Origin of the sequence: Cellulomonas hominis (genome assembly GCF_014201095.1) — a bacterium.
GTDB lineage: Bacteria > Actinomycetota > Actinomycetes > Actinomycetales > Cellulomonadaceae > Cellulomonas > Cellulomonas hominis.
Window position 1 is genome coordinate 3,102,367 of record NZ_JACHDN010000001.1, and the last position, 25,702, is coordinate 3,128,068.

Genomic DNA, 25,702 nt, shown 5'->3' on the forward strand with positions numbered 1-25,702 from the left:
GGGCGGGTCGGGGCGCCCTCGTACACTGGCGCGGTGCCGAGGCGGACCGGGGTGGTGAGCAGTGGACGTCCGTGACCTCCTGGACCTCCCGGACCTGGGCCTGAGCGTGGTCGCGGCCGAGCCGGACGCCCTGGACCGCCCGGTCACCGCGGCCTACATCACGGACCTGCCGGACCCGTCGCGGTTCCTGTCCACGGGCGACGTGGTGCTGACCTCCGGGCTGTGGCTGGACCGGCCCGACGGGGCCGCGACGTTCCTGGGCGCGCTCGCGCAGCAGAACGTCGCGGCGCTGATCATCGGGCTGATCGAGATCGGCGTCATCCCGGACGAGGTGATCGCGACCTGCCGGGCGCGCGGCCTCACGCTGCTCACCGTGTCGCCCGGGGTGTCGTTCCGCCGGATCGCGGACGAGGTCGCGGCGCGCCAGCCGGGTTCGCCCGCGGGGGTCGCGAGCCGCACGATGCGGTTCAGCCGCCGGATCGCCGACACGGTGTCCCGGGGCGGCGGCGTCGCGGAGCTCCTGGGGCAGTTCACGGCGGAGTTCGCGGTCGGCTGCTGGGTGATCGACGAGACGGGCACGCTGCTCGCGTCGGCGGGGGCCGCGCCGGACCGCGCGCAGGTCGCGGAGCAGTGGAACGCCGTCATCGCCCGCGAGCACGAGCGCCGGGTCATCGTCGCGGGGGACCGCGGCCCCGCGACCGTCGTGCGCACCGGCGCGCGGGACCGGTCCGGGTTCCTCGGCTGCTGGGGCGACCACCGCGCGTTCTCCGACGAGGTGACGCTCGCCCTGGACGCCCTGGTCGGGGCGCTGCGGGTCGAGATGGAGCTCGCCGCGCGGTGGCGGGAGACCCGCGACACCCAGGTGGCGGCGCTCATCACCGCGATCCGGGACCAGGAGGCGTCCCCGGGAGCGATCTCCGCGCGGATGCGGCTGGAGGGGATGGCCCCGCAGGACGAGACGACGATCGTCGCCGCGCGGGTGGACGACCCGCGGTTCCCGCGCGCGGCGGTGCTCGAGATGCTCCAGCGCACCCTGTCGGCCCGCGGCCACCGCGTCATGGGCTGCCGTGCGGACGACCTCGCGATCCTGCTGGTCAACGGGTCGGGCGACGACGAGCGGCCGCTCGCGGAGCACCTGACCGAGGAGTACCACCTGCTGCTCGCCGGGCGGCAGCTCCGGGTGGGCCTGAGCGACCCGGTCAGCGGGGTCAGCCGGTTGAACTCGGCGATCGCGACGGCCGTCGAGCGGGTGCAGAACGCGTCCGGGACCGAGCCGGTCGTCGTCTCGACCGCCCTGCACGTGCAGTCGCACCGTGCGCTGCTGCGGATGCTGGGGGAGAGCACCCGGTCCGGCTACGCCCGCGAGGTGCTGGCGCCGCTGCTGTCCTACGACGAGCGGCACAACGCGGACCTCGTCGGGACCCTGCGGGCGTTCCTCGACGGCGGCGGCGCGTGGCAGGAGACGGCGCGGCAGCTGCACCTGCACACCAACACGCTGCGCTACCGGATCGCCCGCATCGAGGAGCTGACGAACCGGGACATGAGCACGATGTCGGACCGCGTGGACCTGTTCCTGGCGATGACCTGCCTGGACGAGACCGACTGACCCGGGCGGGGCGCCCCGGTCAGGCGAAGCGGAGCGTCGGGATGCCCCACGCGCGGGGGTCGGGGACGCGGAGCATCGCCGGCGCCACGACCTCCTCGACCAGGACCTCCACCGTGTAGTGCGCCTCGGCGCCCAGCAGGTGCCCGGCGAACCCCGCAGCGGCCGCGTTCTTCACCCCGACCGCGAGGTGCACGTGCGGCGTCGCGACCTCCGCCTCGGCGTCCCACAGGATCGTCCCGCTGCCGATGCCCTCGGAGTAGGTCACGGTGACCTCCTGCGGCAGCGGCGGCTCCTGGTCCGCGACGGGGGTGTCGGCGGCGATGAACCGCACGGACCGGAACGCGCCGGAGAACACCGGGACGAACCCCTGCCGGATGCCGTGCGCGCGGCACGCCTCCGCCAGCGACGCCAGCACCTCGTCGCCCGGCTCCAGCACGACCGCCACGCGCCGGCCGGTGGTCACCTCGCTGCTCTGCACGCCCCGGACCGCCTCAGACCGCCGCGGCGTCGAGGGCGAGCGCCGGCACGGCCGCGCCGACGGCGAGCGCGTGCGCGCGGATCTCCGCGAGCAGCGCGGCCTTCCCGGCCTCGGGCAGGAACGACGACACCACGGCGTTGGCGGCGAGCACGCCCACCTGGTCCTCGGTGACCGTCCCGGCGGCCACGAGGGCGCGCACGTTGTCGTCGAGGTAGCCGCCGAAGTACGCCGGGTCGTCGGAGTGCACCGACGCCCGCAGGCCCTCGTCCAGCATGACGGCGATCGGGTGGTCGGCGAGGTCCGGCCCGGCGGTGCGCAGCGCGACGTTGGACAGCGGGCACACGGTCAGCGGGGTGCGGGTCTCGCGCAGGTGCGCGACCAGCTCGACGTCCTCGAGCGCGCGGTTGCCGTGGTCGATCCGCTCGGCGCCCAGGACGTCCAGGGCCTCCCAGACGTAGTCCGGGCCGCCCTCCTCGCCGGCGTGCGCGACGCGGCGCAGGCCCTCGGCGGCGGCGCGCTCGTAGACGTCGCGGAACAGCGACGGCGGGAACCCGACCTCGCTGGAGTCGAGCCCGATCCCGAGCAGCAGCGACCGGTGGGGGAGCACGGCCTCGAGGGCCGCCATCGCGGCGTCCGGCCCGAGGTGCCGCAGGAAGCAGACGATCAGCCCGCCCGACATGCCGTGCCGCTCGCGCGCGCCGGCCAGGGCGTCCGCGAGGCCGAGCAGCACGTCGGCCACCGGCACGCCGCGCTCCGTGTGCGACTGCGGGTCGACGAACACCTCCGCGTGCCGGACGCCCGCGGCCGCGGCGCGGTCCAGGTACCGGGCGCCGAGGTCCCGGAAGTCGGCGCGGGTGCGCAGCACGTCGAGGTTCGCGTAGTAGACGTCCAGGAACTCCTGGAGGTCGCGGAACGGGGCGCCGCGGCCGGCGCCCTCCGGCACGGGCACGCCGTTGCGGTCGGCGAGCACGCGGATGAGGTCGGCGTCGAGCGTGCCCTCGATGTGCACATGGAGTTCAGCCGTCGGCCACACGTTCGCCTCTCCCGGTCGTGGTCGTGGTGCGCGCGGTCCGCCCCACGCTCGTCCGGAAGCCAACCACAGGGCCGTGGCCTGCGGCCTCGTGCGATCCACCAACGACGCGGCACCGCCCGGACCCCGGGTGCTGGGCGATCCGCCGGGCCGACCCCGCGGCGGGCGGCTCGTGTGACGGGCGCGTGACGCGCTCGGTCGGTCGCACAAGGGACCGCACGGTTCGGGCGGGGCAGGTTCGGAGGATCCCACATGGCGACGGGCGCGGCCCGGCCTGTCTGATGGAGCACGTCGCCGGACCCGTCCGCCGACGCCCTCCCCCTGGCACCGCGGCCACCCGATGTGTCCGGGTGGCCGCACGACGTGATCGAGGTTGACGTGACCCGCACCATCACGACCCCGCGCCCCCGGCGCCGGATCGCCGGCCTGGCCGCCGCCGTGGCCGTCGCCGGCCTGCTGCTGTCCGCCTGCTCGGGTGGCGGCGACGACGCCGCGGCCGGCTCCGGCGGCGAGACGGACGGCACCTCGTTCGACGCGGTCAGCGTGCAGCTGTCGTGGCTGAAGAACCAGCAGTTCGCGGGCGAGTACCTCGCGGTCGAGGACGGCCTCTACACCGACGCCGGCTTCCCCGAGGTCACGCTCACCGCGGGCGGCTCGTCGGCCACCAGCGCGGAGGCCGCCGTCGCGACCGGCCAGGCGTTCGTCGGGCTGTCCTCCCCGCTCATCACCGCCCCCGCGATCCAGGGCGGCGCGGAGCTGAAGATCATCGGCGCGACCTACCAGCGCAACCCGTTCGCGCTCGTGTCCGGCGCGGACGCCCCGATCGCCGGGCCGGACGACCTCGCCGGCAAGACCATCGCGGTCTCCGACTCGAACACGCTCGTGTGGAACGCGTTCCTCGCGGCGAACGACATCGACGCCGCCGACGTCACGACGGTGCCGCTGTCCGACACCTCGATGCTCACGACCGGCCAGGTCGACGGCTTCATCGGCTACACCACGACCGGCGCCGCCGCCCTGGAGAAGGCCGGCTTCCCCGCGACGGAGTTCCTGCTCGCGGACGAGGGCCTGCCGATGGTCGGCGAGGTGCTCGTGACCTCGCAGCAGGCCATCGACGAGCAGCCGGAGCAGGTCAAGGCGTTCCTGCTCGCGACCGCCGAGGGCTGGCGCGCGGCGCTGGACGACCCGGCGCGCGCGGTGGACCTGACCGTGAACACCTACGGCAAGGACCAGCAGTACGACGCCGACGCGATCACCCTGTCCTTCGAGCGCCAGGCGACCCTGATCGAGTCGGACGACACCGCGGCGAACGGCCTGCTGACCATCAGCGACGAGCTGCAGGAGGGCACGATCGCGTCCCTCGCGTACGCCGGCATCGAGATCGCCGCCGACGACCTGTTCGACCTCTCCCTGCTGGACGAGGTGTACGCCGAGAACCCGGACCTGCTCTCGTGACGTCCTCCCCCCGGTCCGCACCCGCCTCCGCGCTGCCGTCCCCCTCGGCCGCGGGGGCGGGTGCGCCCACGTCCGCGGACGCGCCGGGCATCGAGATCACCGGCCTGAGCAAGGAGTTCCGCTCGGGCCGCCGGTCGGTGACGGCGCTCGAGGACGTGAGCCTGTCCACCCCGCGCGGGTCGTTCCTGTCGCTGCTCGGCCCGTCCGGCTGCGGCAAGTCGACGATCCTGCGCATCCTCGCCGGCCTGGAGACGCCGACTGCCGGCACCGTCGCGGTCAACGGCACCCCGGTGGCCGCCGGGAAGCGAGCCGACGGGATGGGCATCGCGTTCCAGGACCCGGCGCTGCTGCCGTGGCGGTCGGTGCGCAAGAACATCCGGCTGCCCCTGGAGATCCAGAAGCGCCGGGACGACGGCATCGTGGACGACCTGCTCGACCTGGTCGGCCTGCGGGGCTTCGAGAAGGCCCGCCCCGCGCACCTGTCCGGCGGCATGCGCCAGCGCGCGTCGATCGCCCGGGCGCTGGCGGTCCGGCCGGACTTCCTGCTGCTGGACGAGCCGTTCGGCGCGCTCGACGACATGACCCGGCAGCGCCTGAACTTCGAGCTGCAGCGCATCTGGACCGAGCGCTCCGCGACGACGCTCATGGTCACGCACGGCATCGCCGAGGCGGCCCTGCTGTCCGACGTGGTCGCGGTGATGTCCGCGCGCCCGGGCCGGATCGTCGAGGTCGTGGAGATCCCGTTCGAGCGCCCCCGCACGCCGGAGATGATGCGGACGAAGGAGTTCCACGAGGTCGTCGACCACCTGTCCGGGCTGCTGTTCGCGCCCGGCGGGAAGGGCGACGAGTGAGCGACGCCGTCGCGCGGTTCCGCGGCGCCCTGGCCCGCCCGTGGGTCGGCGGCACGGTCGGCATCGTGCTGCTGCTCGCCCTGTGGTGGGCGATGACCGCGAACCTGGAGAACAGCACCTCGTTCCCGTCGCCGGTGGACGTGGCGCGCTCGGCGGTCGCCGACGGCTGGCCGTTCTACGAGGCGAACGTCGTCCCGACGCTGACCCGCGCCGCGCAGGGCTACCTGTGGGGCAACCTGGCCGGGCTCGCGCTGGCGGCGGTCGTGCTGGTCGTGCCGCGGCTGGAGGACGTCGTCACCCAGCTCGGCGTCATCAGCGCGTGCCTGCCGGTGACCGCGATCGGCCCGATCGTCATGGTGATCTTCGGCGGGCGGGCGTCCGCGATCTTCCTCGGCGCGCTGCTGGTGTTCTTCACGACGCTCGTCGGCGCCGTCCTCGGGATGCGCTCGGCCGGCCGGAGCGCGCTGGACCTCGTCGCCGCGTACGGCGGCGGGCGGTGGACGCAGATCCGCAAGGTCCAGCTCATGTCGGCGCTGCCGGCGATCGTCACCGCCCTGCAGGTGGCGGTCCCGGCAGCGCTGCTCGGCGCCGTCGTCGGGGAGTACCTCGGCGGCATCGACTCCGGCATCGGCGTGGCGCTCAACGCGGCGCAGCGCCAGATCCAGCCGGACCGCGTGTGGGCGCTGAGCATCCTGGCCGGGCTGATCGCGCTCGGCGGGTACGCGCTCGTCGGGCTGGTCGGGCGGGTCCTCACCCCCTGGGCGACGGAGCGGCGCTCGTGAACGGCGGCACGGGGCGGTTCGTCGCCCGCCGGGCCGGCACCCTCGCGGCGGCCGTGGTCGTCGCGCTCGGCGTCTGGGTGGCCGTGCTCGAGATGTTCGACGTCAGCCCGCTGATCGGCAAGCGGCCGTGGGACGTGTTCGCCTACGTCGTCACCGCCGAGGGCGCCGCGGACCACCGCGCGACCATCGCCGCGGACCTCGCGGTCACGGTCCGGGACGCGGGCATCGGCTACGTCGTCGGCCTCGCCGCCGCGTTCGTCCTGGCCGTCGTGTTCTGCGTGTCGCCGGTGCTGGAGCGGATCGTCATGCCGACCGCCATGGTGCTGCGGTCGATCCCGCTGGTGGTGCTGACCCCGCTGATCACGCTGATCTTCGGGATCGGGCAGGCGGGCGTGACGGCCATCGTCATCCTCGTGGTGTTCCTGCCCGCGCTCGCGAACATCCTGTACGGGCTGCGCAGCGTCTCCGGCGAGCACCGCGACCTGGTGCTCGCGTACGGCGGCTCGTCCTGGACGGTGCTGCGCAAGGTGGCCCTGCCGGCGGCCGTGCCGTCGACGCTGGCCTCCGCGCGGATCGCCGTCCCGTCGGCGGTGACCGGCGCGATGATCGCCGAGTGGCTGTCCACCGGCGAGGGCCTCGGCGGCGCGATCTCGAAGGCCGCGGGCTCGTTCGGGTACGACGCGATGTGGGCCTCCGCGATCACGGTGGCCGCGGTGACGATGCTGGCGTACGCGGTGCTGAGCATCGCCGACGCCGTGGTCACCGAGCGGATGGGGCAGCTCACGTGACCGACGTGACGCTGGTGCTGCGCGGGGGGACCGTCGTCGACGGCACCGGCGCGGCCCCGGTCGTCGCGGACGTCGCGCTGGCCGGCGACCGGATCGCGGCCGTCGGGCCGGGCCTGGCCGCCCCGGCCGGTGCGCGGGTGCTCGACGTCCGCGGGCTCGTGGTCGCGCCCGGGTTCGTGGACGCGCACACGCACTCGGACGTCGTGCCGTTCATGGCCGAGCCGCAGCCGTTCAAGGTGCTGCAGGGCGTGACCACCGAGGTGGTCGGCAACTGCGGCAACTCGGCCGCCCCGCTGGTGGACGAGCGCGCGGTCGACCTGCACCAGCCCATCTCGAGCACGGTGGCGGCGGGCGTCGGGCGGCACCGGCCCCGCACGTTCGCGGAGTACCTGGACGCCGTCGAGCGCCACGGGCCGACCAACCACGTCGCGTCCCTGGTCGGGCACAGCACGCTGCGGATCAGCGCGAACGGCATGGCCGAGCGGCTGGCCCCGGGCGCCCTGGACCGGATGGTCGCCCTGGCCGAGGGCGCGTTCGCCGAGGGCGCCTTCGGGCTGTCCAGCGGCCTGATCTACGCGCCCGGGGTGTACGCCGACGCCGACGAGGTCGCCGCGCTCGCCGCCGTCGCCGCCCGCTGGGGCCGGCCGTACGCCACCCACATGCGGGACGAGGGCGACGGACTCGCGGACTCGCTGGCCGAGACGTTCGGCGTCGCCCGGCGCACCGGCGTGCGGGTGCAGGTCTCGCACTGCAAGGCCGCCGGCCGCCGCAACCACGGGCGCGCGGGCGAGCTGCTGGCCGCGCTCCGGGCCGCGCGCGCCGAGGGCATCGACGTGCACGGCGACGCCTACCCGTACACGACGGGGGAGAGCTTCCTCACCGCGCTGCTGCCGGCCGAGGCGCAGGTCGGCGGGCGCGCGGCGCTGGTCGCCCGGCTGTCCGACCCCGCGACCCGCGCGGCGCTGGCCGCCCGCGCGCTGGCCGGCGGCCCGGGCGCCGGGTCCTGGACCCAGACGACGCCCGCCGGGGTGCTGCTGAGCATGCACGCCGACACCGCGCTGCTCGGCCGCAGCGTGGCGGAGGTCGCCGCTCGCCGCGGGATCGAGCCGTGGGAGGCGCTCTGCGACCTCGTCCTGGCCGACCCGGGGGCGATGATGGTCTACGAGCTGATGGCCGAGGCGGACGTCCGGGAGATCCTCGCGGACCCGCTGGTGGCCGTCGGCTCGGACAACTCCGTGCCGGTGGGCCACGCGCACCAGCGCGGCTGGGGGTGCTTCCCGACGGTGCTCGGGCGGTACGTCCGCGACCTCGGCGTCCTCGACCTCCCGGAGGCGGTCCGCTCCATGACCTCGCTCGCCGTCGACGCGCTCGGCCTGCCCGGGCGCGGGCGCCTGCTGCCCGGACTGCTCGCCGACGTGGCCGTGGTCGACCCCGCCACCATCGGGCACGCCGGGACGCCGCAACGCCCGTGGGAGCGGCCGACCGGCGTGCGGTACACGGTGCTGGCCGGGCGGGTCGTCGTGGACGACGGGGAGTTCACCGGCGTCCGCGCCGGGCGGGTGCTCCGGGCCGGCCGCCCCGAGCCGACGGGGGCGCGCGGATGACCGGGCGGCGAGCCGAGGCCGGCGCCGGGGGCCGCGGGGACCGCACGGTCGCGGACCTCGAGCTGCCGGCGATGATCCTGCACGACGCGGCGATCGACCGGAACATCCGGGTCATGGCGGACTGGTGCCGCACCGCCGGGGTCGCGCTCGCCCCGCACGCGAAGACGCACATGTCCCGGGACCTCGTGGAGCGCCAGGCCGCCGCCGGCGCGTGGGGGTTCACCGCCGCGACGCCCGCGCAGGTCCGGACGCTCGCGGGCTGGGGCGTGCGGCGGGTGCTGCACGCGAACGTGCTCGTGGACCCGCTCGCGATCCGGTGGGTGGCGGAGCACCTCCTGGCCGCCGACGCGGCGACCGAGTACCTCTGCTACGTCGACAGCGACGCCGGCCTGGACCTGCTGCTGGCCGAGCTCGGGCAGCTGCGGCCCGCGCGGGCGCTGCCGCTGCTCGTGGAGCTCGGGTTCGCGGGCGGGCGCACCGGCGTGCGCGACGACGGCGCGGCGCTGGCGCTGGCCCGGCGGGTCGCCGCGAGCCCGCACGTGCGGCTGGCCGGGGTGTCCGCGTTCGAGGGGCTCATGCCCGCGGGCGACGACCCCGCCGCCCCGCGCGGCGCCGTCGAGCTGCTCGGACGGGTGCGGGCGCTGGTCGGCGCGATCGCCGCGGAGGGACTGGTCGCCGGCGTGCCCGTCGTCACCGCGGGCGGGTCGTCCTACCCCGACCTGGTGCTCCGCGAGCTCGCCCCCGCGCGCTGGGAGAGCCCGGTCACCACCGTGCTCCGCTCCGGCTGCTACGTCACGCACGACCACGGGATCTACGCGCGCACCTCGCCGCTCGGGTCCGGCCGCGGCACCGGCGCGCTGGTCGCCGCGTTCGAGCTGCGTGCCTCCGTCCTGTCCCAGCCGGAGGAGGGCCTGGCGGTCGTCGGCTTCGGCCGCCGCGAGGCGCCCACCGACGACCGGCTGCCCGTGGTGCTCGGCGTCCCCGGCGACGAAGGCCGCGACGTCGCGGGCTGGGAGGTCACGGGGGTCAACGACCACCACGCGTTCCTCCGCGTCCCGCCCGGCACCGTCCTGGCGCCCGGCACCGTCCTGCGGTTCGGCATCAGCCACCCCTGCGGCGCGTTCGACCGCTGGCGGCACCTGCCGCTCGTCGACCTCGACGGCCGCGTGGTCGGCGAGATCACGCCCGCCCTCTGACCCTGCTCTCCGCTTCGTCGAAAGGCCCCGCATGTCCGGCACCGAGCACGTCCTCGACGGCCTCCCGCTCTGGGACGGCGACCGGGAGGTCGGCCCCGCCCGGCTCACCTGGTCCGGCGACCGCATCCTCGCCGTCGAGGAGGCGCCCGCCCGGCACGCGGACCTCAGCGTGATCCCCGGCCTGGTCGACACGCACGTGCACCTCGGCTACCCGGCCGGCCCGCCCGCCGCGGACCCGTCCGCCTGGCCGATCCTCACCCCGCCGGAGGAGCGGTCGCTGCACGTCGCCGCGAACGCCCTGCGCTGCGCCCGCGCGGGCGTCACCACGCTGCGCGACCTCGCCGCCGACTCGGTCCAGCTCGCCGTGGGCCGGGCGTTCGACACGGGGGTGCTCGCCGGCCCGCGCCTGCTGTCGCACGGCCAGGTCGGGATGACCGCCGGGCACGGCGACCTGTTCGTCCCCCCGCACTACCCGCACCGCCCGCCGACCGCGGACAGCCCGGACGAGTGCCGCAAGCTCGTCCGCGTGTGGGCCCGGTCCGGCGCCGCGGGCGTGAAGATCTACACCTCCGGCGGCGTGCTCTCCATGGGCGACAAGGTCGGCTGGCGGAACCAGACCCGCGAGGAGATCCGCACCACCGTCGACGAGGCGCACGCGCTCGGCATGCTCGTCGCCGCGCACACGCACACCGCCGAGGGCCTCGACATCGCGCTCGAGGAGGGCGCCGACTCGATCGAGCACGGCACCGGCATCGACCCGCGGCACCTGGACGCCCTGGTGGAGCGGGACCTGCCCGTCGCGCCGACGCTGCTGATCAACGACATCATCGCCGAGGCCCGCCGCCCGGTGTCCGCGGAGGCGCAGGCCAAGGCGCGGGACGTCGTCGCCCTGCGGGACGCCGGGTTCGCCCGGGCCGCGGAGGCCGGCGTGCGGTTCGTGCTCGGCACCGACGCGTCCGGGCAGTTCGTGCAGTTCGGCGACCAGATGGAGGAGGTGCGCGAGATGGCCGCCATGTTCGGCTGGTCCGCCGCGCGCGCCCTCCGGGCCGCCACCTCGGACGCCGCGGACGCCGTCCGGCTCGGGGGCATCACGGGGCGGTTGCGGGCCGGGCTGGGCACGGACTTCGTCGTCCTGCGCGGGCGGCCGTGGGAGGACGTCACGGCACTGCGGGTCGAGAACATCGTGGCGGTCGTCTCGCGCGGGCGCGTCGTGGCGGGGGCGCTGCCGGCCTGACACCCCGGTGGCGGTCTGCGACCCGGCGCGCGAGGCTGAGCAGGCAGGACGCCACGAGGACAGGGGTGAGCACCGTGCGGGAGAGCTACGACTACGTCATCGTCGGGGCGGGCATGGCGGGCGACGCCGCCGCGCGCGGCATCCGCGAGGTGGACCCTGACGGCAGCATCGCGGTGATCGGCCGCGAACCGACCGCCCCGGTGACCCGGCCGGCGCTCACCAAGGCGCTCTGGACCGACCCGGAGTTCACGTTCGACCAGGTCTGGCTGCACACCGCGGAGGACACCGGGGCCGAGCTGATCCTGGGGGAGTCGGTCGTCGCGATCGACCGGGCGGCGCGGACCGTCACGACCGACGCGGACGTCACGCTCCGCTACGGCCGGCTGCTGCTGGCGACCAGCGGGCACCCGCGGCGCGTCGGCGGCCTCGAGGAGTCCGGCCGGGTCCTGTACTTCCGGACCGTCCGGGACTACGAGCGGCTGCGGGACCTCGCGGGCGGCGGGCGGCACGTCGTCGTGGTCGGCGGCGGCTACATCGGCACCGAGCTCGCGGCCGCCCTCGCGCAGAACGACACCCGGGTCACCCTGGTGCACCCGCAGCAGACGCTGACCGCCGCGACGTTCCCGGCCGGGCTCGCGGCGCACCTGGAGCGGATGTACGTCGAGCGGGGCGTCGAGGTGCTCGGCGGCGCGCGGGTCGCCTCCGGCACCTCCGGCCCGGACGGCGTGACGGTCGTGCTGGAGGACGGGCGGGAGATCGCCGCCGACGCCGCGGTCGTGGGCGCCGGCATCGCGGTCGAGACCGACCTCGCGCGCGCCGCCGGCCTGGACGTGGACGACGGCATCGTGGTGGACGACCGGTTGCGGACCTCGGACCCCGACGTGTTCGCGGCGGGCGACGTGGCGCAGTACCCCGACCGGATCCTCGGGCGGCGCCGCGTCGAGCACGTCGACAACGCCACGACCATGGGCCGGCAGGCCGGCCGGAACCTCGCCGGCGCCGACGAGCCGTACGACCACACGCCGTTCTTCTACTCCGACCTGTTCGAGGCCGGGTACGAGGCGGTCGGCCGGCTCGACTCATCGCTCGAGACCGTCGAGGACTGGCACGTCGAGCCGTACGACACCGGCGTCGTCTACTACCTCGACGGCAGCCGGGTCGCCGGGGTGCTGCTCTGGAACGTGTGGGACGCCACCGACCGGGCGCGCGAGGTCATCGCGGGCCAGCAGGACGTGCGGCCGGAGGCGCTGCGGGGCCTCATCCGCTGACCGCGACGGCCGGTGCGGGACGCGTCCCGGGGCGGTCCGCCCGGGCGCTGGCACCCACCCGGGACGGTCGGGTCCCGCCGGACGTGGCATCGTGGGACCACGAGACAACTCCGTCCCTCCCGGAGGTGCCGCATGCCGCTGTCGCTCGTCACGGCCCTGCGATCCGTCACCGGTGCGCACCGCGCCCAGAACCAGGACGCCGCGGGCTCCGCGACGGGCTACGCGTTCGTGGCCGACGGGGTCGGCGGGCACGCGGGCGGTGACGTCGCGTCCTGGACCGTCGCGCACCGGCTCATGGCCGCGCTCAGCGCCGCCGAGCCGCGCCGGTGGACCGACGAGGACCTGCGCAGCGCCCTGGCCGTCGCGAACGCGGACCTCGCGATGCGGGTGCGGCGCGAGCCGGAGCTCGCCGGGATGGCGACCACGTTCACCGGCGTCTTCTGCGGCGAGGACACCATGCGGGTGCTGCACATCGGCGACTCCCGGGCGTACCTGCTGCGCGACGGCGTCGGGCGCCGCGTGACCCGCGACGACTCCCTCGTGCAGCTCCTCGTCGACGGGGGCGTGCTGTCCGCCGCCGACGCCGCCCAGGACCCCCGGCGCAACGTGATCCTGCACTGCCTGGCCGGCGACACCGCCGACGCCACCCATGCGACGCTGCTCGAGGTGGACGCCGCGGCGGGGGACCGGTGGCTCATGGCGACCGACGGGCTCACCGACTACGTCCCGGAGGAGAAGGTGCTGGCGCTGCTGCGGGCGGCGTCGTCGCCGGAGGAGGCGGCGTCGGACCTGGTCGAGGCGGCGCTGGACGCCGACGCGTGGGACAACGTGAGCGTGGCCGTGGCGGAGGTGGTGGTGGGGGACGCCGCGGAGTCGGAGCCGTCGCGCGTGGCGGGCTCGGCGGCGGACGAGGCCCTGGGCGCGGTCCTGGCCTGACCCGGCGCGCCCCTGACCCGCTCCGGCCCGCCCGCTCCCGCCCGCTCCGGCCCGCCGCCCCGTCACCGAGACTGCAGCACCTGCTGCCCTCCGCCCCCGGAAGCCCGCAGGTGCTGCAGTTTCGGCGGGGCGGAGCGGGTCTGCCCGTGGCCGATCTGCCGACGGCAGAGGCGCGGGCCCGGGCGGGCGGGGCGGTGCGAGCGTGGCGGGACCCGAACCCGAGGAGGTCCCCGTGCTCACCACCGCCGCGCCGCCCACCGCGCGCACCTTCGACGACGACCTGGCCGCCCGCCTGCTGCACCAGCGGATCGTCGTGCTCGGCCAGGAGGTCGACGACGCCGTCGCGAACCGCGTCTGCGCCCAGCTCCTGCTGCTGTCCGCCGAGGACCCGCGCCGCGACATCGCGCTCTACATCAACTCGCCCGGCGGCTCGATCAGCGCCGCGCTCGCGATGTACGACACCATGCGGCTGATCCCGAACGACGTCGCGACGCTCGCGATGGGGCTGGCCGCCAGCGCGGGGCAGTTCCTGCTCAGCGCCGGGACCCCGGGGAAGCGGAACGTCATGGCGCACGCCCGCGTCCTCATGCACCAGCCGTCCGGCGGCATCGGCGGCACGGCCGTCGACATCGCGATCCAGGCGCAGAACATGGCCCACACGAAGCGGACCATGCAGGGCCTCATCGCCGAGCACACCGGGCAGAGCGTCGAGACCATCGAGCGGGACTCCGACCGGGACCGGTGGTTCACGGCGGCCGAGGCCCTGGCGTACGGGTTCGTCGACCGGGTGGTGGAGCACCTGGACGACGTGCGCCCCGACGCCGCGCAGCACCGGGTGGGCCTCTGATGGCCGGCCAGTACACGGTCCCCGTCGTGGTCGAGCAGCGGCCGAACGGCGAGCGGCACTCCGACGTGTTCTCCCGGCTGCTGTCCGACCGGATCATCTTCCTCGGCACGGAGATCGACGACGGGGTCGCGAACGTCGTCATCGCGCAGCTGCTGCACCTGCAGTCCGAGGACCCCGACAAGCCGGTTCACCTGTACCTGAACTCGCCCGGCGGCTCGGTGACGGCGCTGCTCGCGATCTACGACACGATGCAGTACATCCGGCCCGACGTGGCGACGTTCTGCCTCGGTCAGGCCGCGTCCGCCGCCGCGGTGCTGCTCGCGGCCGGGACGCCCGGGCAGCGGCACGTGCTGGAGCACGCGCGGGTGCTGCTGCACCAGCCGTCCGGCGGCGGCCAGGGGACCGCGGCGGACCTGGAGCTGCAGGCCGCCGAGATCCTGCGGCTGCGGGCCCAGGTGGACGAGGTCCTGTCCCGGCACACCGGCCGCACCGTCGAGCGCCTGCGCGCCGACACCGACCGCGACCTGGTCCTGACGGCCCAGCAGGCGGTCGACTACGGGATCGCGGACACGGTGGTCACCACGATCAAGCGCGCCACCCCGGCCGCGGCCTGACCCCCCGCTGGGCCACGCAGAGTGGAAGGTGTGGACCGACACGCCGACGGCGGGTCCGCTCGAACCTTCCACCCTGCGGGGTGGCGGGGTGGGTGGGGCGGGCCGGGGTCAGGCCGCCAGGAGGACCGCCGTCGGGGACGTGGGGGCCGGGAACGGGACCACCCGGGTCGCGCCCGCGCCCGCGCCCGCGTCCGCGGCGGCCAGGTCCAGCACCACGCGGCCCTCGGCCCGCGCGAGGTGGGCGTGCGCCTCGCCGACCAGGTCCACCATCCGCAGGCCGAGCGCCCGGCACACGGCGGCCAGCACCTCGGAGGACGCCTCCTTGCGGCCGCGCTCGACCTCGGACAGGTACGGGACGGAGACCCGCGCGACGTCGGCCACGTCCCGCAGGGTGCGGCCCTGGCGCTCGCGGTGCCGGCGCAGGATCGCGCCGACCAGCACGCGCAGCGGCGGCTCGGGGACGCGTCCGGCCCCCGCGGCGAGCGGGTGCGGGCGGGTGGTCGGGCGGGCCTGCGGCACGGGGCACCTCCTGGCGGTCCCGGTCACCGTATCCCCGGGCCGCCGCCCGGGGCCCGGCGCGTCGTTCTGCCGTCAGCAGACGCCGCCCTTGACTTCGAGCGCGCTCCAAGGGGCATCGTCCAGGACGCCGGTCCGCCCCGGGGCCGGCAGCCACCCCCCAGGGAGTCACCCCATGCGCCTCGGTGCCCACCTCATGCGGTTCGACGCGGTCGAGCCGGCCCGGCTGCGGCAGGAGCTCGCCGACACCGCCGACGCGGCGGAGCACGCCGGCCTGTCCTGGCTGTCCGTGATGGACCACTTCTTCCAGATGGAGCCCGCCGGCTTCCCCGCGAGCGACCCGATGCTCGAGGCGTACACGACGCTCGGGTTCCTGGCGGCCCGGACCGAGACGGTGCAGCTCGGCGCCCTGGTCACCGGCGTCACGTACCGGCACCCGGGCCTGCTCGCGAAGATCGCCGCGACGCTCGACGTGCTGTCCGGCGGCCGGGCGACGCTCGGCATCGGCGCCGCCTGGTACGAGAAGGAGCACCTGGCGCTGGGTGTGCCGTACCCGCCGCTGGCCGAGCGGTTCGAGCGGCTCGACGAGACCCTGCAGATCTGCCGGCAGATGTGGACGCCGGGCGCGGACGGCCCGTTCGAGGGCACGCACTACCGGCTGGCCGAGACGCTGTGCTCGCCGCTGCCGCTGAGCCGCCCGGGCCGCGGGCCGGAGGTGCTGATCGGCGGGTCGGGGGAGCGCAAGACGCTCCGGCTGGTCGCGCAGTACGGCGACGCCTGCAACCTGTTCGCGACGACGCCCGACGAGGTCGCGCACAAGCTGGACGTGCTGCGCGGGCACTGCGACGCGGTCGGCCGGGACTACGCCGACATCCGGGTCACCGTCCTCATGGGCGGGGACGAGCTGCTGACCGGCGACGTCGACGGCTTCGTCGCCGCGGCGCGCCCGTACGCGGGCCTCGGCGTGGAGTCCGTGATCCTGCGCCCGCCGTCGACGAGCCTGGCCGCCTGGGTCCGGGACCACGTGGCCCCGGCGGTGCCGCGGCTGGCCGACCTGGGCTGACCGCGGCGCGCGGCCCCGACGTGCCCGCCCGGGCGGGGGCGACCACGATGGACGCATGCGGGGGCGCGCCGACGACGGCTGGTGGGGTGTGGTGATCGACGCGCCCGAGCCCGTGGCGCTGGCGACGTTCTACGCGCGGGTGCTGGGCTGGCAGGTCGTCGGCGACGACCCGGACCACGCCGTCGTGGCGGCCCCGAGCGGCGTCGCGTACCTCGCGGTGCAGCGGAACGCGGACTACGTGGCGCCGGTGTGGCCGCCGGAGCCGGGGCGCCAGCAGATGATGCTGCACCTCGACGTCGAGGTGGTCGAGCTCGACGAGGCGGTCGCGGACGCGGTCCGGCTGGGCGCGCGGGTCGCGGACCAGCAGCCGCAGGCGTCGGTGCGCGTGCTCCTCGACCCGGCCGGCCACCCGTTCTGCCTGTACCGGGACGGGTGACGCCGCCGGATCAGGACGCGTCGACCGCGGCCAGCAGCTCCCGGAGCATCGCGTCGACCTCCCGGCGGCGCTCCGGAGGGATGCCGGCGAGCAGCCGCTGCTCGGCGGCGAGCCCGTCCTCGACCGCGCGGTCCACGACCTGCGCGCCGCGCTCGGTGAGGCTGACCCGCAGGGCGCGGCGGTCGGCCGGGTCGGGGCTGCGGCGCACGAGGCCCGCGCGCTCCAGCCGGTCGATGCGCTGCGTCATCCCGCCCGAGGTCAGCATGAGCGTCGCCGACAGCGCGCTGGGGGACAGCGGCCGGTCGGCGCCCGAGCGGCGCAGCGTGGCGAGCACGTCGAAGTCGCCCCGGGTGAGGTCCGACCGCGCGTAGGCGGCCGCCGTCGCGTCGCCGCCGGCGCGCGCCAGCCGGAAGATCCGCCCGAAGATGCCCATGGCCTCGGTGTCCAGGTCGGGTCGCTGGGTCGCCCACTGGCCGAGGATGCGGTCGACCCCGTCGTGCTCCGTCATGTCGCCCATCCTGCCACCCGATCGCTTGACACCGGCTTAGTGGCAAGTATCTTAGATACTAAGTAAGTGAGTCGTGGCCGACCGGTCGCGCACGACGGAGGCGGGTGGTCCGGATGACCGGGCAGGCTCTCGACCGGGGCGCCGGCCCCGTGCTGCTGCCGGACGCGGGCCGTGCCGGCCCCGCGCTGCCGGAGGGCGGCGCGGCGGGGACACCGCCCGCCCGCACGACCCCCACCGCCGCCGCGCGCGCGACCCTCGCGCTGACGCTCACCACCGCCGTCGCCCCCGCGCTGTGGGGGACGACCTACCTGGTCACCACCGAGCTGCTCCCCGAGGGCCGGCCGCTGCTCGCCGCCACCCTGCGCGCGCTCCCCGCGGGCCTGCTGCTGGTCCTCCTGACCCGGCGCCTGCCGCGCGGCGACTGGTGGTGGCGCGCGGCCGTGCTGGGGGCGCTGAACATCGGCGTGTTCTTCGCGCTGCTGTTCGTCGCGGCGTACCGGTTGCCCGGCGGGGTGGCGGCGACGCTCGGGGCGGTGCAGCCGCTCGTCGTCGCGGGGCTCGGGGCACTGCTGCTCGGGCAGCGGGTGCGTGTCGGCACGCTGCTGGCCGGGATCGCCGGCGTCGCGGGGGTGGCCCTGCTGGTGCTGCGGGCCACCGCGCGGCTGGACGCGGTCGGGGTGCTGGCCGGGCTCGGCGGCGCGGTCGCCATGGGGCTCGGCGTGGTGCTGACCGCGCGCTGGGGCCGGCCCGTGCCGCTGCTGGCGTTCACCGGCTGGCAGCTCACCGCGGGCGGGCTGCTGCTGGTGCCGCTCGTGCTGGCGGTCGAGGGGGTGCCGCCGGCGCTGGACGGCGCGGCCGTCGGCGGGCTCGCGTACCTGGGCGTGCTGGGGACCGCGCTCGCCTACGCGCTGTGGTTCCGGGGCGTCGAGCGGCTGCCGGCCGCGCGGGTGTCGTTCCTGGGGCTGCTGAGCCCGGTGGTCGCGGCGGCGCTCGGCTGGGTGGTGCTGGGGCAGGCGCTGAACGGCTGGCAGCTCGCCGGGGCGGTGCTGGCGCTCGGTGCGCTGGTCGCGGCGCAGCGGGGCGGGTCGGGCGCCACGCGACGGCGAGCGGGTTGACGCGTAATCTCGGCGCGTGAGGTCCCCCTGGTTCCGCCGCGTGACCGCCGGCAGCGCGACCGGCGCGCTCGCGCGCGAGGTGGACTGGGGCGAGACGCCGCTCGGGCCGCCGAGCACGTGGCCGACGGCGCTGCGGGTCGCCGTCGAGATGTGCTTCACGACGCGCTTCCCGGTCCTCGTCACCTGGGGCCCGGAGCTCACCATGATCTACAACGACGGCTACCGGGACATGCTCGGCTCCGAGAAGCACCCCGGCGCCATGGGCGCCCCGCTCGCGGAGGTGTGGAAGGAGGTCTGGGACGACCTCCTGCCCTCGGTGGAGCGCGTGATGCTGCACGGCGAGCCGACCTGGACCGTCGACCAGCACCTGCTCGCCCGCCGGTCCGGGTACGACGAGGACGCGTACTTCACGTACTCGTACTCCCCGCTGCGCGACTCCGCCGACGTGGTCCGCGGGCTGCTCGACATCGCGACCGAGACCACCGCCCAGGTCGTGGAGCGCCGGCGCATGCGGCTGCTCGGCGACCTGTCCGCCCGGCTGACCGGGGCGCACGACGACGTCGACGCGATCGCCCGCGAGACCGTGGACCTGCTCGGAGGGTCGGCCGACGTCACCGGCGCGGAGCTGTACCTGCGGGGCGCCGACGGGGCGCCGGGGCTGCTCGTCGCCACAGGTCCCCGCGCGCCGGGGGTGACGGCGTCGGACGTCGCGCGCGTCACCGCCTCGGGCCGCGCCGAGGAGCACGGCCGCGTGCTGGTCGTGCCGCTGACCGGCCCGAGCGACGCCGCGCCGTGCGGGGCGGTCGTCCTGCAGGCCGGCAGCCGGCGGCCGTGGGACGACGAGTACCGCGCGTTCCTGCGCCTGGTGGCGACGACGATCGGCGCGGCGGTGAGCGGGGCCCTGCGGCACCGCCGCGAGGTCGACGCGCTGCGCGTGGTCAGCGACACGCTGCAGGCCGCCATCGTGCCGGAGGTGGCGACCGAGCCCGGCGTGGTGGCGCGGTACCGCCCGGCGGCGGGCGACCTCGCGGTCGGCGGGGACTGGTACGACGTGGTGGACCTCGGTCCCGGCCGCCGCGCGGTCGTCGTCGGCGACTGCGTGGGCCACGGCCTCGACGCGGCCGCGCGGATGGGGCAGCTCCGCGCCGCGACCCGGGCGCTCCTGCTGGAGTCGCCCAGCCCGGCGGCGGTGCTCGACGGGCTCGAGCGGTTCGCCCGCACGCTGCCCGGGGCGGACTGCACCACGGTGTTCTGCGCGGTCGCGGACGAGGAGGACCGCACGCTGACGTACGCGATGGCCGGGCACCTCCCGCCGGTGCTGCGCCGGGCCGACGGCGCGGTCGAGCTGCTGGACGGCGCGCGCGGCGCCGCGCTGGCCGTCGGGACCGGCCGGCGGACCGAGGTCGTCGAGCCGCTGCGGGACGGGGACCTCGTCGTGATCTACACCGACGGCCTGATCGAGCGCCGGGGCGAGGGGCTGCCGCTGGGGATCGAGCGGCTGCGGGCGGCGGTCGCGGCCCAGCCGGCGGGGGCGCCGACCGCCGAGGTCGCGGACGACCTGCTGCGGTCGATGGCGCCGCGGGGGGCGGAGGACGACGTGGCGCTCGTGGTGTACCGGGCGGGGGCGCGCTAGCCGGACCCCGAGACCCCCTGCACGAACCCCCAGAACGCCGGCTTCGCCTGCAGGTCGTCGTCGAACAGCAGCGGCGCCTCGAACGGCCGCTCCTGCGGCCACGTCCGCAGCCAGGACCGCGTGTCGTACAGCCCCCACACGCCGACGAACTCCAGGTCCCGGGCCGCGAACGCCGACGCCAGGGCCTCGACCTGCGCTCCCTGCCGCTCCAGCCGGTCCTCGGGTGTCCGGTCGAGCTGCTCGTCCCGGCCGGACAGGGCGACGTCGAGCTCGGTGACCGCCTGCCGCAGCCCGAGCGCCCCGACGGCGTCCAGGGTCGTGGCGACCCGGTCGACGTCGGTGTCCAGCCCGACGTGCATCTGGTGGCCGACGGCGTCGAGCGGCGCGCCGGCGGCCTGCAGGTCGGTGACGAGCCGGACCAGGGCGCGGCGGCGGTCGGGGGCGTCGGTGTCGTAGTCGTTGAGGTAGAGCGTGACCTCGGGTCCGAACGCCTCGCGCGCGATCCGGAACGCCTCGGCGACGTAGTCCGGGCCGAGCACCTCGTACCACCGGCTGTGCCGCAGGCCGTCCGGCTGGGCGGGGTCGAGCGCCTCGTTCACCACGTCCCAGGAGCGCACGGGGTTCTCGGCGCCGTACCGCTCCGCGAGGTGGTCCGCGACGGCCCGGGTGTGGACCCGCAGCCGGTCGAGCAGCAGTGCCCGGTCCTCCGGGGAGGACGTCAGGGGCCGGCCGTCGGGGTCCTCGAAGAACCAGTCCGGCGTCGACCGGTGCCAGACGAGCGTGTGGCCGTGCACCGCGAGGCCGTGCTCCGCCGCGACGTCCAGCACCTCGTCCATCGGGCCGAAGTCGAACGTGCCCTCCTGCGGCTGGACGGTGATCGGCTTCATCGCGTTCTCGGGCGTGACCTGGTCGAAGTGGCGGAGCAGCAGCTCGGCCGGCCGGCCCGTGAGGTCCTGCGGCCCGACGGCGACGCCGAGCGGGACCTCGGCGACGTCGCGGAGCGCGGGGACGTCGGTCTGCACCGGCGACGCGGGGCGCTGCACGGTGACGTCGTCGAGCCGCAGGTCCGCCAGCGAGCCGGTGGTCTCCAGGTACAGCCGCCACTCGCCGTCGCCGTCCGGCACCTCGGCCGTCCCGGTGACCTGCCGCCACTCGCCGGACGTGGCCGCGGCGCGGGCGACGTGCACGTACACCGGGTCGTCGCCGCCGGGGTCGCGCTCCAGGGTGAGCTGCACGTCCGCGTCGTCGCCGCCGGCGAGCCGCACCCACGCGGACACCGTGTGCACCTGCCCGCGGGCGAGCGACCCGGACACGTCGACGGCCGCGCCGTGCCAGGCCTCCGACCGGCCGGTGACCAGCAGGCTGCCGGCGCCGGCGTGCGTGGGCGCGTCCGCGGTGGACACCTCGACGCCCTCGCCGAGCGGGCCCCAGCCCTCGTCGCCCTCGTCGAACCCGGCCGCGAGCACCGTGGTCATCGCCGCGGCCGGCGGGGTGGACGCGACCGGCCCCGGCGCGGGCTCGGCGTCGGGGGAGCCGTCGTCGCGCGTGAGGACCACCACCAGGAGGATCAGGACGACGAGGACGACGGCGCCGGTGCCGAGGAGCAGGGCGGGTCGGCGCACGCGGTGGTCCTTCGCGGTCGGGGGCACGGGTCCGCCCCACGGTAGGCACGTGCCGGGCGCGGGCGCCAACGCCCTGCTCGCCGGGCGGTGGCTGCGGGCCGTCCCTACGCTGGTCGGCGTGCGGGCCATGACGTGGAACGTGTGGTGGCGCTTCGGGGGCGCGTGGCGGGAGCGGGAGCCGGGGCTGCTCGCGGTGCTGGCGGACGCCCGCCCGGACGTGCTCGCGCTCGTCGAGACCTGGCGGGACGCCGACGGCACGCAGGCCGACCGGGTCGCGGAGCACCTCGGCCTCGACCACCCGGCCGGGCCGCTGCACGTCATCGCGGCGACGGCCGAGTGGGAGCCGCGCTACGCGGAGGACCGGATGGCGCAGGCGTGGGCGCTCGCCGACCTGGCCGCCGACGCCGCGCTGGACGGCGACCTGCCGGTGCTGCTGCTCGGTGACCTCAACGCCACGCCGTCCGGGCCGCAGCTCGCGGCGCTGACCCGGCAGCTCACCGACCTGTGGGTGGTCGGCGGGGGCGACCCCGCCGCCGTGACCCTGAGCTCGCGGGTGCCCGAGGCGCCGCTGGAGGTCACGGAGCTGATCGACCAGCGGATCGACCACCTGCTCGCGCGGCCCGGCCGGCCCGGCGGGGTGGTGCGCGCGGACGGCGCGCGCCTGGCCGGGACGGAGCCCGTGGACGGGCGGTACCCGTCGGACCACTTCGCGGTGCTGTGCGACGTGGAGCTCGCGACGTGAGGCGTCGGCGGGCCTGACCGGGCGCCCCGGGTGTGCGCGGCGCCGAGGTCGAGGGTTTCGCCGCTCGCCCCGGTGTGTCGCCCCGGCGTGTCGCGCGAAACCGTCGACCTCGGCGGCAGCGTCGGCACTGGCGCGGCAGCGGCCGCGCGACCGGTGGGACCCCCGGCCCTGGTGCGCCGGGGCCCGCGGAGAGAGGGTGGGGGACACGCATCGGCACGAGGGGGTGCGACATGGACGACCGGGTGATCGTCGGGTACGACACGTCGACCGAGTCCGCGGCGGCGGTCCGGTGGGCGGCCACGGAGGCCGCGCGGCGCGGCTGGGGCCTCGAGGTGGTGCACGTCTGGGGCTTCGCCGGCCAGGAGCACGGCGGGGCCGGGGACTCCTGGCTGGGCCGGCAGGTGCTCGCCCAGGTGCAGGAGGTCGCGGACGAGGGCGCGGCGCTCGCCCGCGAGACGGCGCCGGACGTCGAGGCCGCGGGCGTGGTGCTGCACGGGCCGCCGGCCGCGACGCTGGTCGCGCGGGCGGCGGACGCCCGGCTGGTGGTGCTGGGCCGGCACGGCGCCGGCCGGATCAGCGGGGCGCTCGTCGGGTCGGTGGCGTCGGGGGTGCTGCACCACGCGAGCGGGCCGGTCGTCGTGGTGCCGGACGAGTCGCACGCGGGCGGGTCCGGTGACCCGGTGGTCGTCGGGTTCGACGGGTCGCCCGGCGGGTTCGGCGCGCTGGAGGCCGCGTGCGACCAGGCCGAGGTGCACGGCACGGAGGTCGTCGCGCTGACCGCGTGGACGCCGACGGCCGAGGTGTCGAGCCTGTCGTACTGGACGCTGGCCTACCCGCGGCAGTCGCCGGGGGAGGTCGCGCTGGACGACGCGGAGCGGGTGCTGGAGCGCGCCCGGTCCTGGTCGGCCTCCCGGCACGACGTGACCGTGACCTGCGACCTCGCGGAGGGGCGGGCCGCGGACGTGCTGGTCCGGCGGTCCCGGCACGCGAGCCTGGTGGTGGTCGGGACGCGCGGGCGCGGCGGGTTCGCCAGCCTGGTGCTCGGCTCGACCAGCCGCGCGGTCGTGCAGCGGGCGCACTGCCCGGTGCTGGTCACCCGCGGGGCGCGGGCGCACGACGCGGACGCCGCAGGCCCCGCGGGCCGGGAACGGGAGGCCACCCGCTGACGCTCGGGGCGCCCCGGCCCCGCCCGGCTCAGCCCCGCGGTGCGCTCGTGCTCGCCCGCACCACCAGCCGGGTCGGCACGACCACCCGGCTGTCCTCGAGCGGCGCCCGCTCGCGGATCTGCCGCAGCAGCAGCTCCATGAGCCGCTCGCCGATGAGGTGGAAGTCCTGCTGCACCGTGGTGAGCGGCGGCCAGAGGAACTCCGCGAGCGGGATGTCGTCGAACCCCACGACGGAGATGTCGTCGGGCACGCGGCGCCCGTGCTCGTACAGCGCGCGGACCAGGCCGGCGGCCATCTCGTCGTTCGCGCAGAACACCGCGGTCGCACCGGGGTCGGCGGCGAGCCGGCGCCCGGCCTCGTAGCCGGACCGTGCGGTCCAGTCGCCGCGCAGCAGCTCCGGGACGGGCCGGCCGGCGCCGACCAGGTGCTCGCGCCAGGCGGCGACGCGCACCTGGGCGGGGGCGGAGTCGCCGGGCCCGGCGACGTGGTGCACCGTCCGGTGCCCGAGGTCGAGCAGGTGCGCGACCGCCAGGTGCGTGCCGGTGACCTGGTCCGCGCCGACGGCAGGGTGGTGGCCGACGAACCGGGAGTCCGAGACGACCACCGGCATGCGCGGCGGCAGGGCCAGCGCGACCGGGGTGGCGGTCTCGGCGCGGATGATGACGAGCCCGTCGATCGACTGGTGCGACAGCCGCGCCACGGCGGCCGTGACGTCGTCCGAGCCGGGGTTCTGCACGTCGACCAGGCTGACGGTGTACCCCTCGGCGCGCGCGGCCTCGACGACGGCCTCCACGGTGCGGGACTCGCCGGTGCGCGCGAGGCGGTGCGCGATGAGCCCGATGGTGCCGAACGACCCGTAGCGCAGCGCCCGGGCGGCGTGGTTGGGGGAGTAGCCGAGCTCGTCCATGGCGGCGAGCACCCGGTCCCGGGTGGCGGGCCGGACGTTCTCCGCGCCGGTGGACACGCGGGACACGGTCTGCGACGAGACGCCGGCGAGCTCGGCGACGTCGGCGATCGACGGGCCGGACCGCCCGCGCGGGGGCGCGGCGACCGGGGCGGCTGACTCGGGGGCCATGGCGCCGATCATAGGCCGTGGTGACGTCACCATCGCGACCGGCCGCGCCGATGGTGACGTCACCATGTTGGGGTGCATGGGCGGCCCTCGCGGCGTTGACACGGGTTCCGGCGGCGTGGCACGGTGGTCCGGCGCCCGGGATGTTGACGTCAACATCGGAGCCGGACGAACCCCGAAGGAGTGGCTCGCAGTGACGCAGACCGTCCCTCCCCCCGCCGCCGTGCCGGGTCCCGGCGATGCGCGGGCGCTCCGCGGCCGGCGGCCCGCCCGCCGGGGCCGGTGGACCGGCTGGGGGTTCGTCGGGCCGTTCATGGCCGTCTTCGCCCTGGTCTTCCTCGCCCCGATCGCCTACTCGCTCTACCTCAGCCTGTTCCGCAAGCAGCTCGTCGGCGGCAACGCCTTCGTCGGGCTGGAGAACTACGAGCGGGCCTTCACCGACCCGCAGTTCTGGGCAGCCGTCGGGCGCGTCGGGGCGTTCCTCGTCGTGCAGGTGCCGATCATGCTCGGCCTCGCGCTGCTGGTGGCGCTGGCGATCGACAGCGGCCGGCTCTACGGCAAGAGCTTCTTCCGGATCTCGATCTTCCTGCCGTACGCCGTGCCCGCCGTGGTCGCCGCGCTGATGTGGGGCTTCATGTACGGCACCCGGTTCGGCCTGGTCGGCAACATCAACGACCTGCTCGGGGTGCAGCTGCCCAACCCGTTGTCGCCCGACCTGGTCCTGGCGTCGATCGGCAACATCGTGACCTGGAGCTTCGTCGGCTACAACATGCTCATCTTCTACTCGGCGCTGCGGGTCGTGCCCGCCTCGCTGTACGAGGCCGCCGAGCTCGACGGCGCCAGCCAGTGGCAGGTCGTCCGGTCCATCAAGATCCCCGCGATCCGCGGCGCCCTGGTCATCGCGACGATCTTCTCGATCATCGGCAGCTTCCAGCTCTTCAACGAGCCGAGCATCCTGCAGAGCCTCGCGCCGAACGCGATCACGACGTCCTTCACCCCGAACCTGTACGCCTACTCGCTGTCCTTCTCCGGCCAGCAGTACAACTACTCGGCGACGGTCGCGATCATCATGGGCGTCCTCACGATGATCGTCGCCTACGTCGTCCAGCTGCGCGGCATGCGCAAGGAGGCGTGAGCCCG

The 25,702-nt window shown here is 76.1% G+C and carries 25 protein-coding genes; 19 read left to right on the plus strand and 6 right to left on the minus strand.

The window, feature by feature from the left end:
• Positions 1–61: 61 nt before the first annotated feature.
• Positions 62–1,606, plus strand: coding sequence for a PucR family transcriptional regulator (locus HNR08_RS14585; RefSeq protein WP_146838198.1), 1,545 nt, complete (start codon positions 62–64; stop codon positions 1,604–1,606).
• A gap of 19 nt (positions 1,607–1,625) precedes the next feature.
• Here the strand turns inward: HNR08_RS14585 and HNR08_RS14590 are convergent, their stop codons facing one another.
• The gene (locus HNR08_RS14590; protein WP_146838196.1) at positions 1,626–2,084 is read right to left on the minus strand and encodes a PPC domain-containing DNA-binding protein; all 459 of its coding nucleotides are present in this window, start codon (positions 2,082–2,084) and stop codon (positions 1,626–1,628) included.
• A 13-nt stretch (positions 2,085–2,097) separates the two neighbouring features.
• On the minus strand, positions 2,098–3,216 hold the full coding sequence (gene add / locus HNR08_RS14595; protein WP_420867777.1) for an adenosine deaminase: 1,119 nt from the start codon (positions 3,214–3,216) through the stop codon (positions 2,098–2,100).
• 276 nt (positions 3,217–3,492) lie between these two features.
• On the opposite strand from add, the gene HNR08_RS14600 reads away from it, so the two are divergent.
• From HNR08_RS14600 to HNR08_RS14650, 11 genes are all read left to right on the plus strand, one after another.
• On the plus strand, positions 3,493–4,569 hold the full coding sequence (locus HNR08_RS14600) for an ABC transporter substrate-binding protein (protein ID WP_146838192.1): 1,077 nt from the start codon (positions 3,493–3,495) through the stop codon (positions 4,567–4,569).
• Entirely contained in the window at positions 4,566–5,420 is an 855-nt protein-coding gene (locus tag HNR08_RS14605; protein WP_307724259.1) for an ABC transporter ATP-binding protein, read from the plus strand. The genes HNR08_RS14600 and HNR08_RS14605 overlap by 4 nt, the downstream gene beginning before the upstream one ends.
• Entirely contained in the window at positions 5,417–6,202 is a 786-nt protein-coding gene (locus tag HNR08_RS14610; RefSeq protein WP_246803080.1) for an ABC transporter permease, read from the plus strand. Before HNR08_RS14605 ends, HNR08_RS14610 begins: the two co-directional genes overlap by 4 nt.
• Complete coding sequence (locus tag HNR08_RS14615; RefSeq protein WP_146838190.1) at positions 6,199–6,990, plus strand: ABC transporter permease; 792 nt, start codon at positions 6,199–6,201, stop codon at positions 6,988–6,990. The genes HNR08_RS14610 and HNR08_RS14615 overlap by 4 nt, the downstream gene beginning before the upstream one ends.
• Positions 6,987–8,594, plus strand: a complete 1,608-nt coding sequence (locus HNR08_RS14620) for an N-acyl-D-amino-acid deacylase family protein (protein WP_210736779.1) — start codon at positions 6,987–6,989, stop codon at positions 8,592–8,594. Before HNR08_RS14615 ends, HNR08_RS14620 begins: the two co-directional genes overlap by 4 nt.
• Positions 8,591–9,790 carry a type III PLP-dependent enzyme domain-containing protein gene (locus tag HNR08_RS14625; protein ID WP_146838188.1) on the plus strand — a complete coding sequence of 400 codons (1,200 nt, stop codon included), beginning with the start codon at positions 8,591–8,593 and terminating at the stop codon, positions 9,788–9,790. The genes HNR08_RS14620 and HNR08_RS14625 overlap by 4 nt, the downstream gene beginning before the upstream one ends.
• Positions 9,791–9,821: 31 nt before the next feature.
• Positions 9,822–11,024, plus strand: a complete 1,203-nt coding sequence (locus HNR08_RS14630; RefSeq protein WP_146838186.1) for an amidohydrolase family protein — start codon at positions 9,822–9,824, stop codon at positions 11,022–11,024.
• Positions 11,025–11,089: 65 nt separating this feature from the next.
• Positions 11,090–12,292 (plus strand): NAD(P)/FAD-dependent oxidoreductase, encoded by a 1,203-nt coding sequence (locus HNR08_RS14635; protein WP_246803079.1) that lies wholly within the window; start codon positions 11,090–11,092, stop codon positions 12,290–12,292.
• A 132-nt stretch (positions 12,293–12,424) separates the two neighbouring features.
• Positions 12,425–13,228 (plus strand): PP2C family protein-serine/threonine phosphatase, encoded by an 804-nt coding sequence (locus HNR08_RS14640; RefSeq protein WP_146838184.1) that lies wholly within the window; start codon positions 12,425–12,427, stop codon positions 13,226–13,228.
• A 232-nt stretch (positions 13,229–13,460) separates the two neighbouring features.
• The gene (locus HNR08_RS14645; protein WP_146838210.1) at positions 13,461–14,075 is read left to right on the plus strand and encodes a ClpP family protease; all 615 of its coding nucleotides are present in this window, start codon (positions 13,461–13,463) and stop codon (positions 14,073–14,075) included.
• A complete protein-coding gene (locus HNR08_RS14650) occupies positions 14,075–14,689 on the plus strand; it encodes a ClpP family protease (RefSeq protein WP_146838182.1) in 615 nt (204 codons plus the stop codon). The genes HNR08_RS14645 and HNR08_RS14650 overlap by 1 nt, the downstream gene beginning before the upstream one ends.
• A 108-nt stretch (positions 14,690–14,797) precedes the next feature.
• Here the strand turns inward: HNR08_RS14650 and HNR08_RS14655 are convergent, their stop codons facing one another.
• On the minus strand, positions 14,798–15,208 hold the full coding sequence (locus HNR08_RS14655) for a helix-turn-helix domain-containing protein (protein WP_246803078.1): 411 nt from the start codon (positions 15,206–15,208) through the stop codon (positions 14,798–14,800).
• Positions 15,209–15,380: 172 nt separating this feature from the next.
• On the opposite strand from HNR08_RS14655, the gene HNR08_RS14660 reads away from it, so the two are divergent.
• Both HNR08_RS14660 and HNR08_RS14665 read left to right on the plus strand, forming a co-directional pair.
• Positions 15,381–16,268, plus strand: coding sequence for an LLM class F420-dependent oxidoreductase (locus HNR08_RS14660; protein ID WP_146838178.1), 888 nt, complete (start codon positions 15,381–15,383; stop codon positions 16,266–16,268).
• Positions 16,269–16,323: 55 nt separating this feature from the next.
• The gene (locus HNR08_RS14665; protein ID WP_146838176.1) at positions 16,324–16,704 is read left to right on the plus strand and encodes a VOC family protein; all 381 of its coding nucleotides are present in this window, start codon (positions 16,324–16,326) and stop codon (positions 16,702–16,704) included.
• A gap of 10 nt (positions 16,705–16,714) precedes the next feature.
• On the opposite strand, the gene HNR08_RS14670 is transcribed toward HNR08_RS14665, so the two are convergent.
• Positions 16,715–17,212: a MarR family winged helix-turn-helix transcriptional regulator gene (locus tag HNR08_RS14670; RefSeq protein ID WP_146838174.1), complete on the minus strand. Its 498-nt coding sequence runs from the start codon at positions 17,210–17,212 to the stop codon at positions 16,715–16,717.
• Between the two features lie 113 nt (positions 17,213–17,325).
• On the opposite strand from HNR08_RS14670, the gene HNR08_RS14675 reads away from it, so the two are divergent.
• Together HNR08_RS14675 and HNR08_RS14680 are read left to right on the plus strand one after the other, a co-directional pair.
• A complete protein-coding gene (locus HNR08_RS14675; RefSeq protein WP_146838172.1) occupies positions 17,326–18,327 on the plus strand; it encodes an EamA family transporter in 1,002 nt (333 codons plus the stop codon).
• Positions 18,328–18,343: 16 nt separating this feature from the next.
• Positions 18,344–19,960, plus strand: coding sequence for a PP2C family protein-serine/threonine phosphatase (locus HNR08_RS14680; protein WP_146838170.1), 1,617 nt, complete (start codon positions 18,344–18,346; stop codon positions 19,958–19,960).
• On the opposite strand, the gene HNR08_RS14685 is transcribed toward HNR08_RS14680, so the two are convergent.
• Positions 19,957–21,582, minus strand: coding sequence for an endo-1,4-beta-xylanase (locus tag HNR08_RS14685; protein WP_183835092.1), 1,626 nt, complete (start codon positions 21,580–21,582; stop codon positions 19,957–19,959). The two genes, HNR08_RS14680 and HNR08_RS14685, sit on opposite strands and share 4 nt — an antisense overlap.
• 49 nt (positions 21,583–21,631) lie before the next feature.
• Between HNR08_RS14685 and HNR08_RS14690 the strand changes: the two genes are divergently transcribed.
• Positions 21,632–22,324 carry an endonuclease/exonuclease/phosphatase family protein gene (locus HNR08_RS14690; protein WP_183835094.1) on the plus strand — a complete coding sequence of 231 codons (693 nt, stop codon included), beginning with the start codon at positions 21,632–21,634 and terminating at the stop codon, positions 22,322–22,324.
• Between the two features lie 230 nt (positions 22,325–22,554).
• Positions 22,555–23,490: a universal stress protein gene (locus HNR08_RS14695; protein ID WP_146838165.1), complete on the plus strand. Its 936-nt coding sequence runs from the start codon at positions 22,555–22,557 to the stop codon at positions 23,488–23,490.
• Between the two features lie 28 nt (positions 23,491–23,518).
• Here the strand turns inward: HNR08_RS14695 and HNR08_RS14700 are convergent, their stop codons facing one another.
• A complete protein-coding gene (locus HNR08_RS14700) occupies positions 23,519–24,565 on the minus strand; it encodes a LacI family DNA-binding transcriptional regulator (protein WP_146838163.1) in 1,047 nt (348 codons plus the stop codon).
• Positions 24,566–24,755: 190 nt separating this feature from the next.
• On the opposite strand from HNR08_RS14700, the gene HNR08_RS14705 reads away from it, so the two are divergent.
• Positions 24,756–25,697 (plus strand): carbohydrate ABC transporter permease, encoded by a 942-nt coding sequence (locus HNR08_RS14705; protein WP_183835096.1) that lies wholly within the window; start codon positions 24,756–24,758, stop codon positions 25,695–25,697.
• The last annotated feature ends 5 nt before the right edge of the window (positions 25,698–25,702 follow it).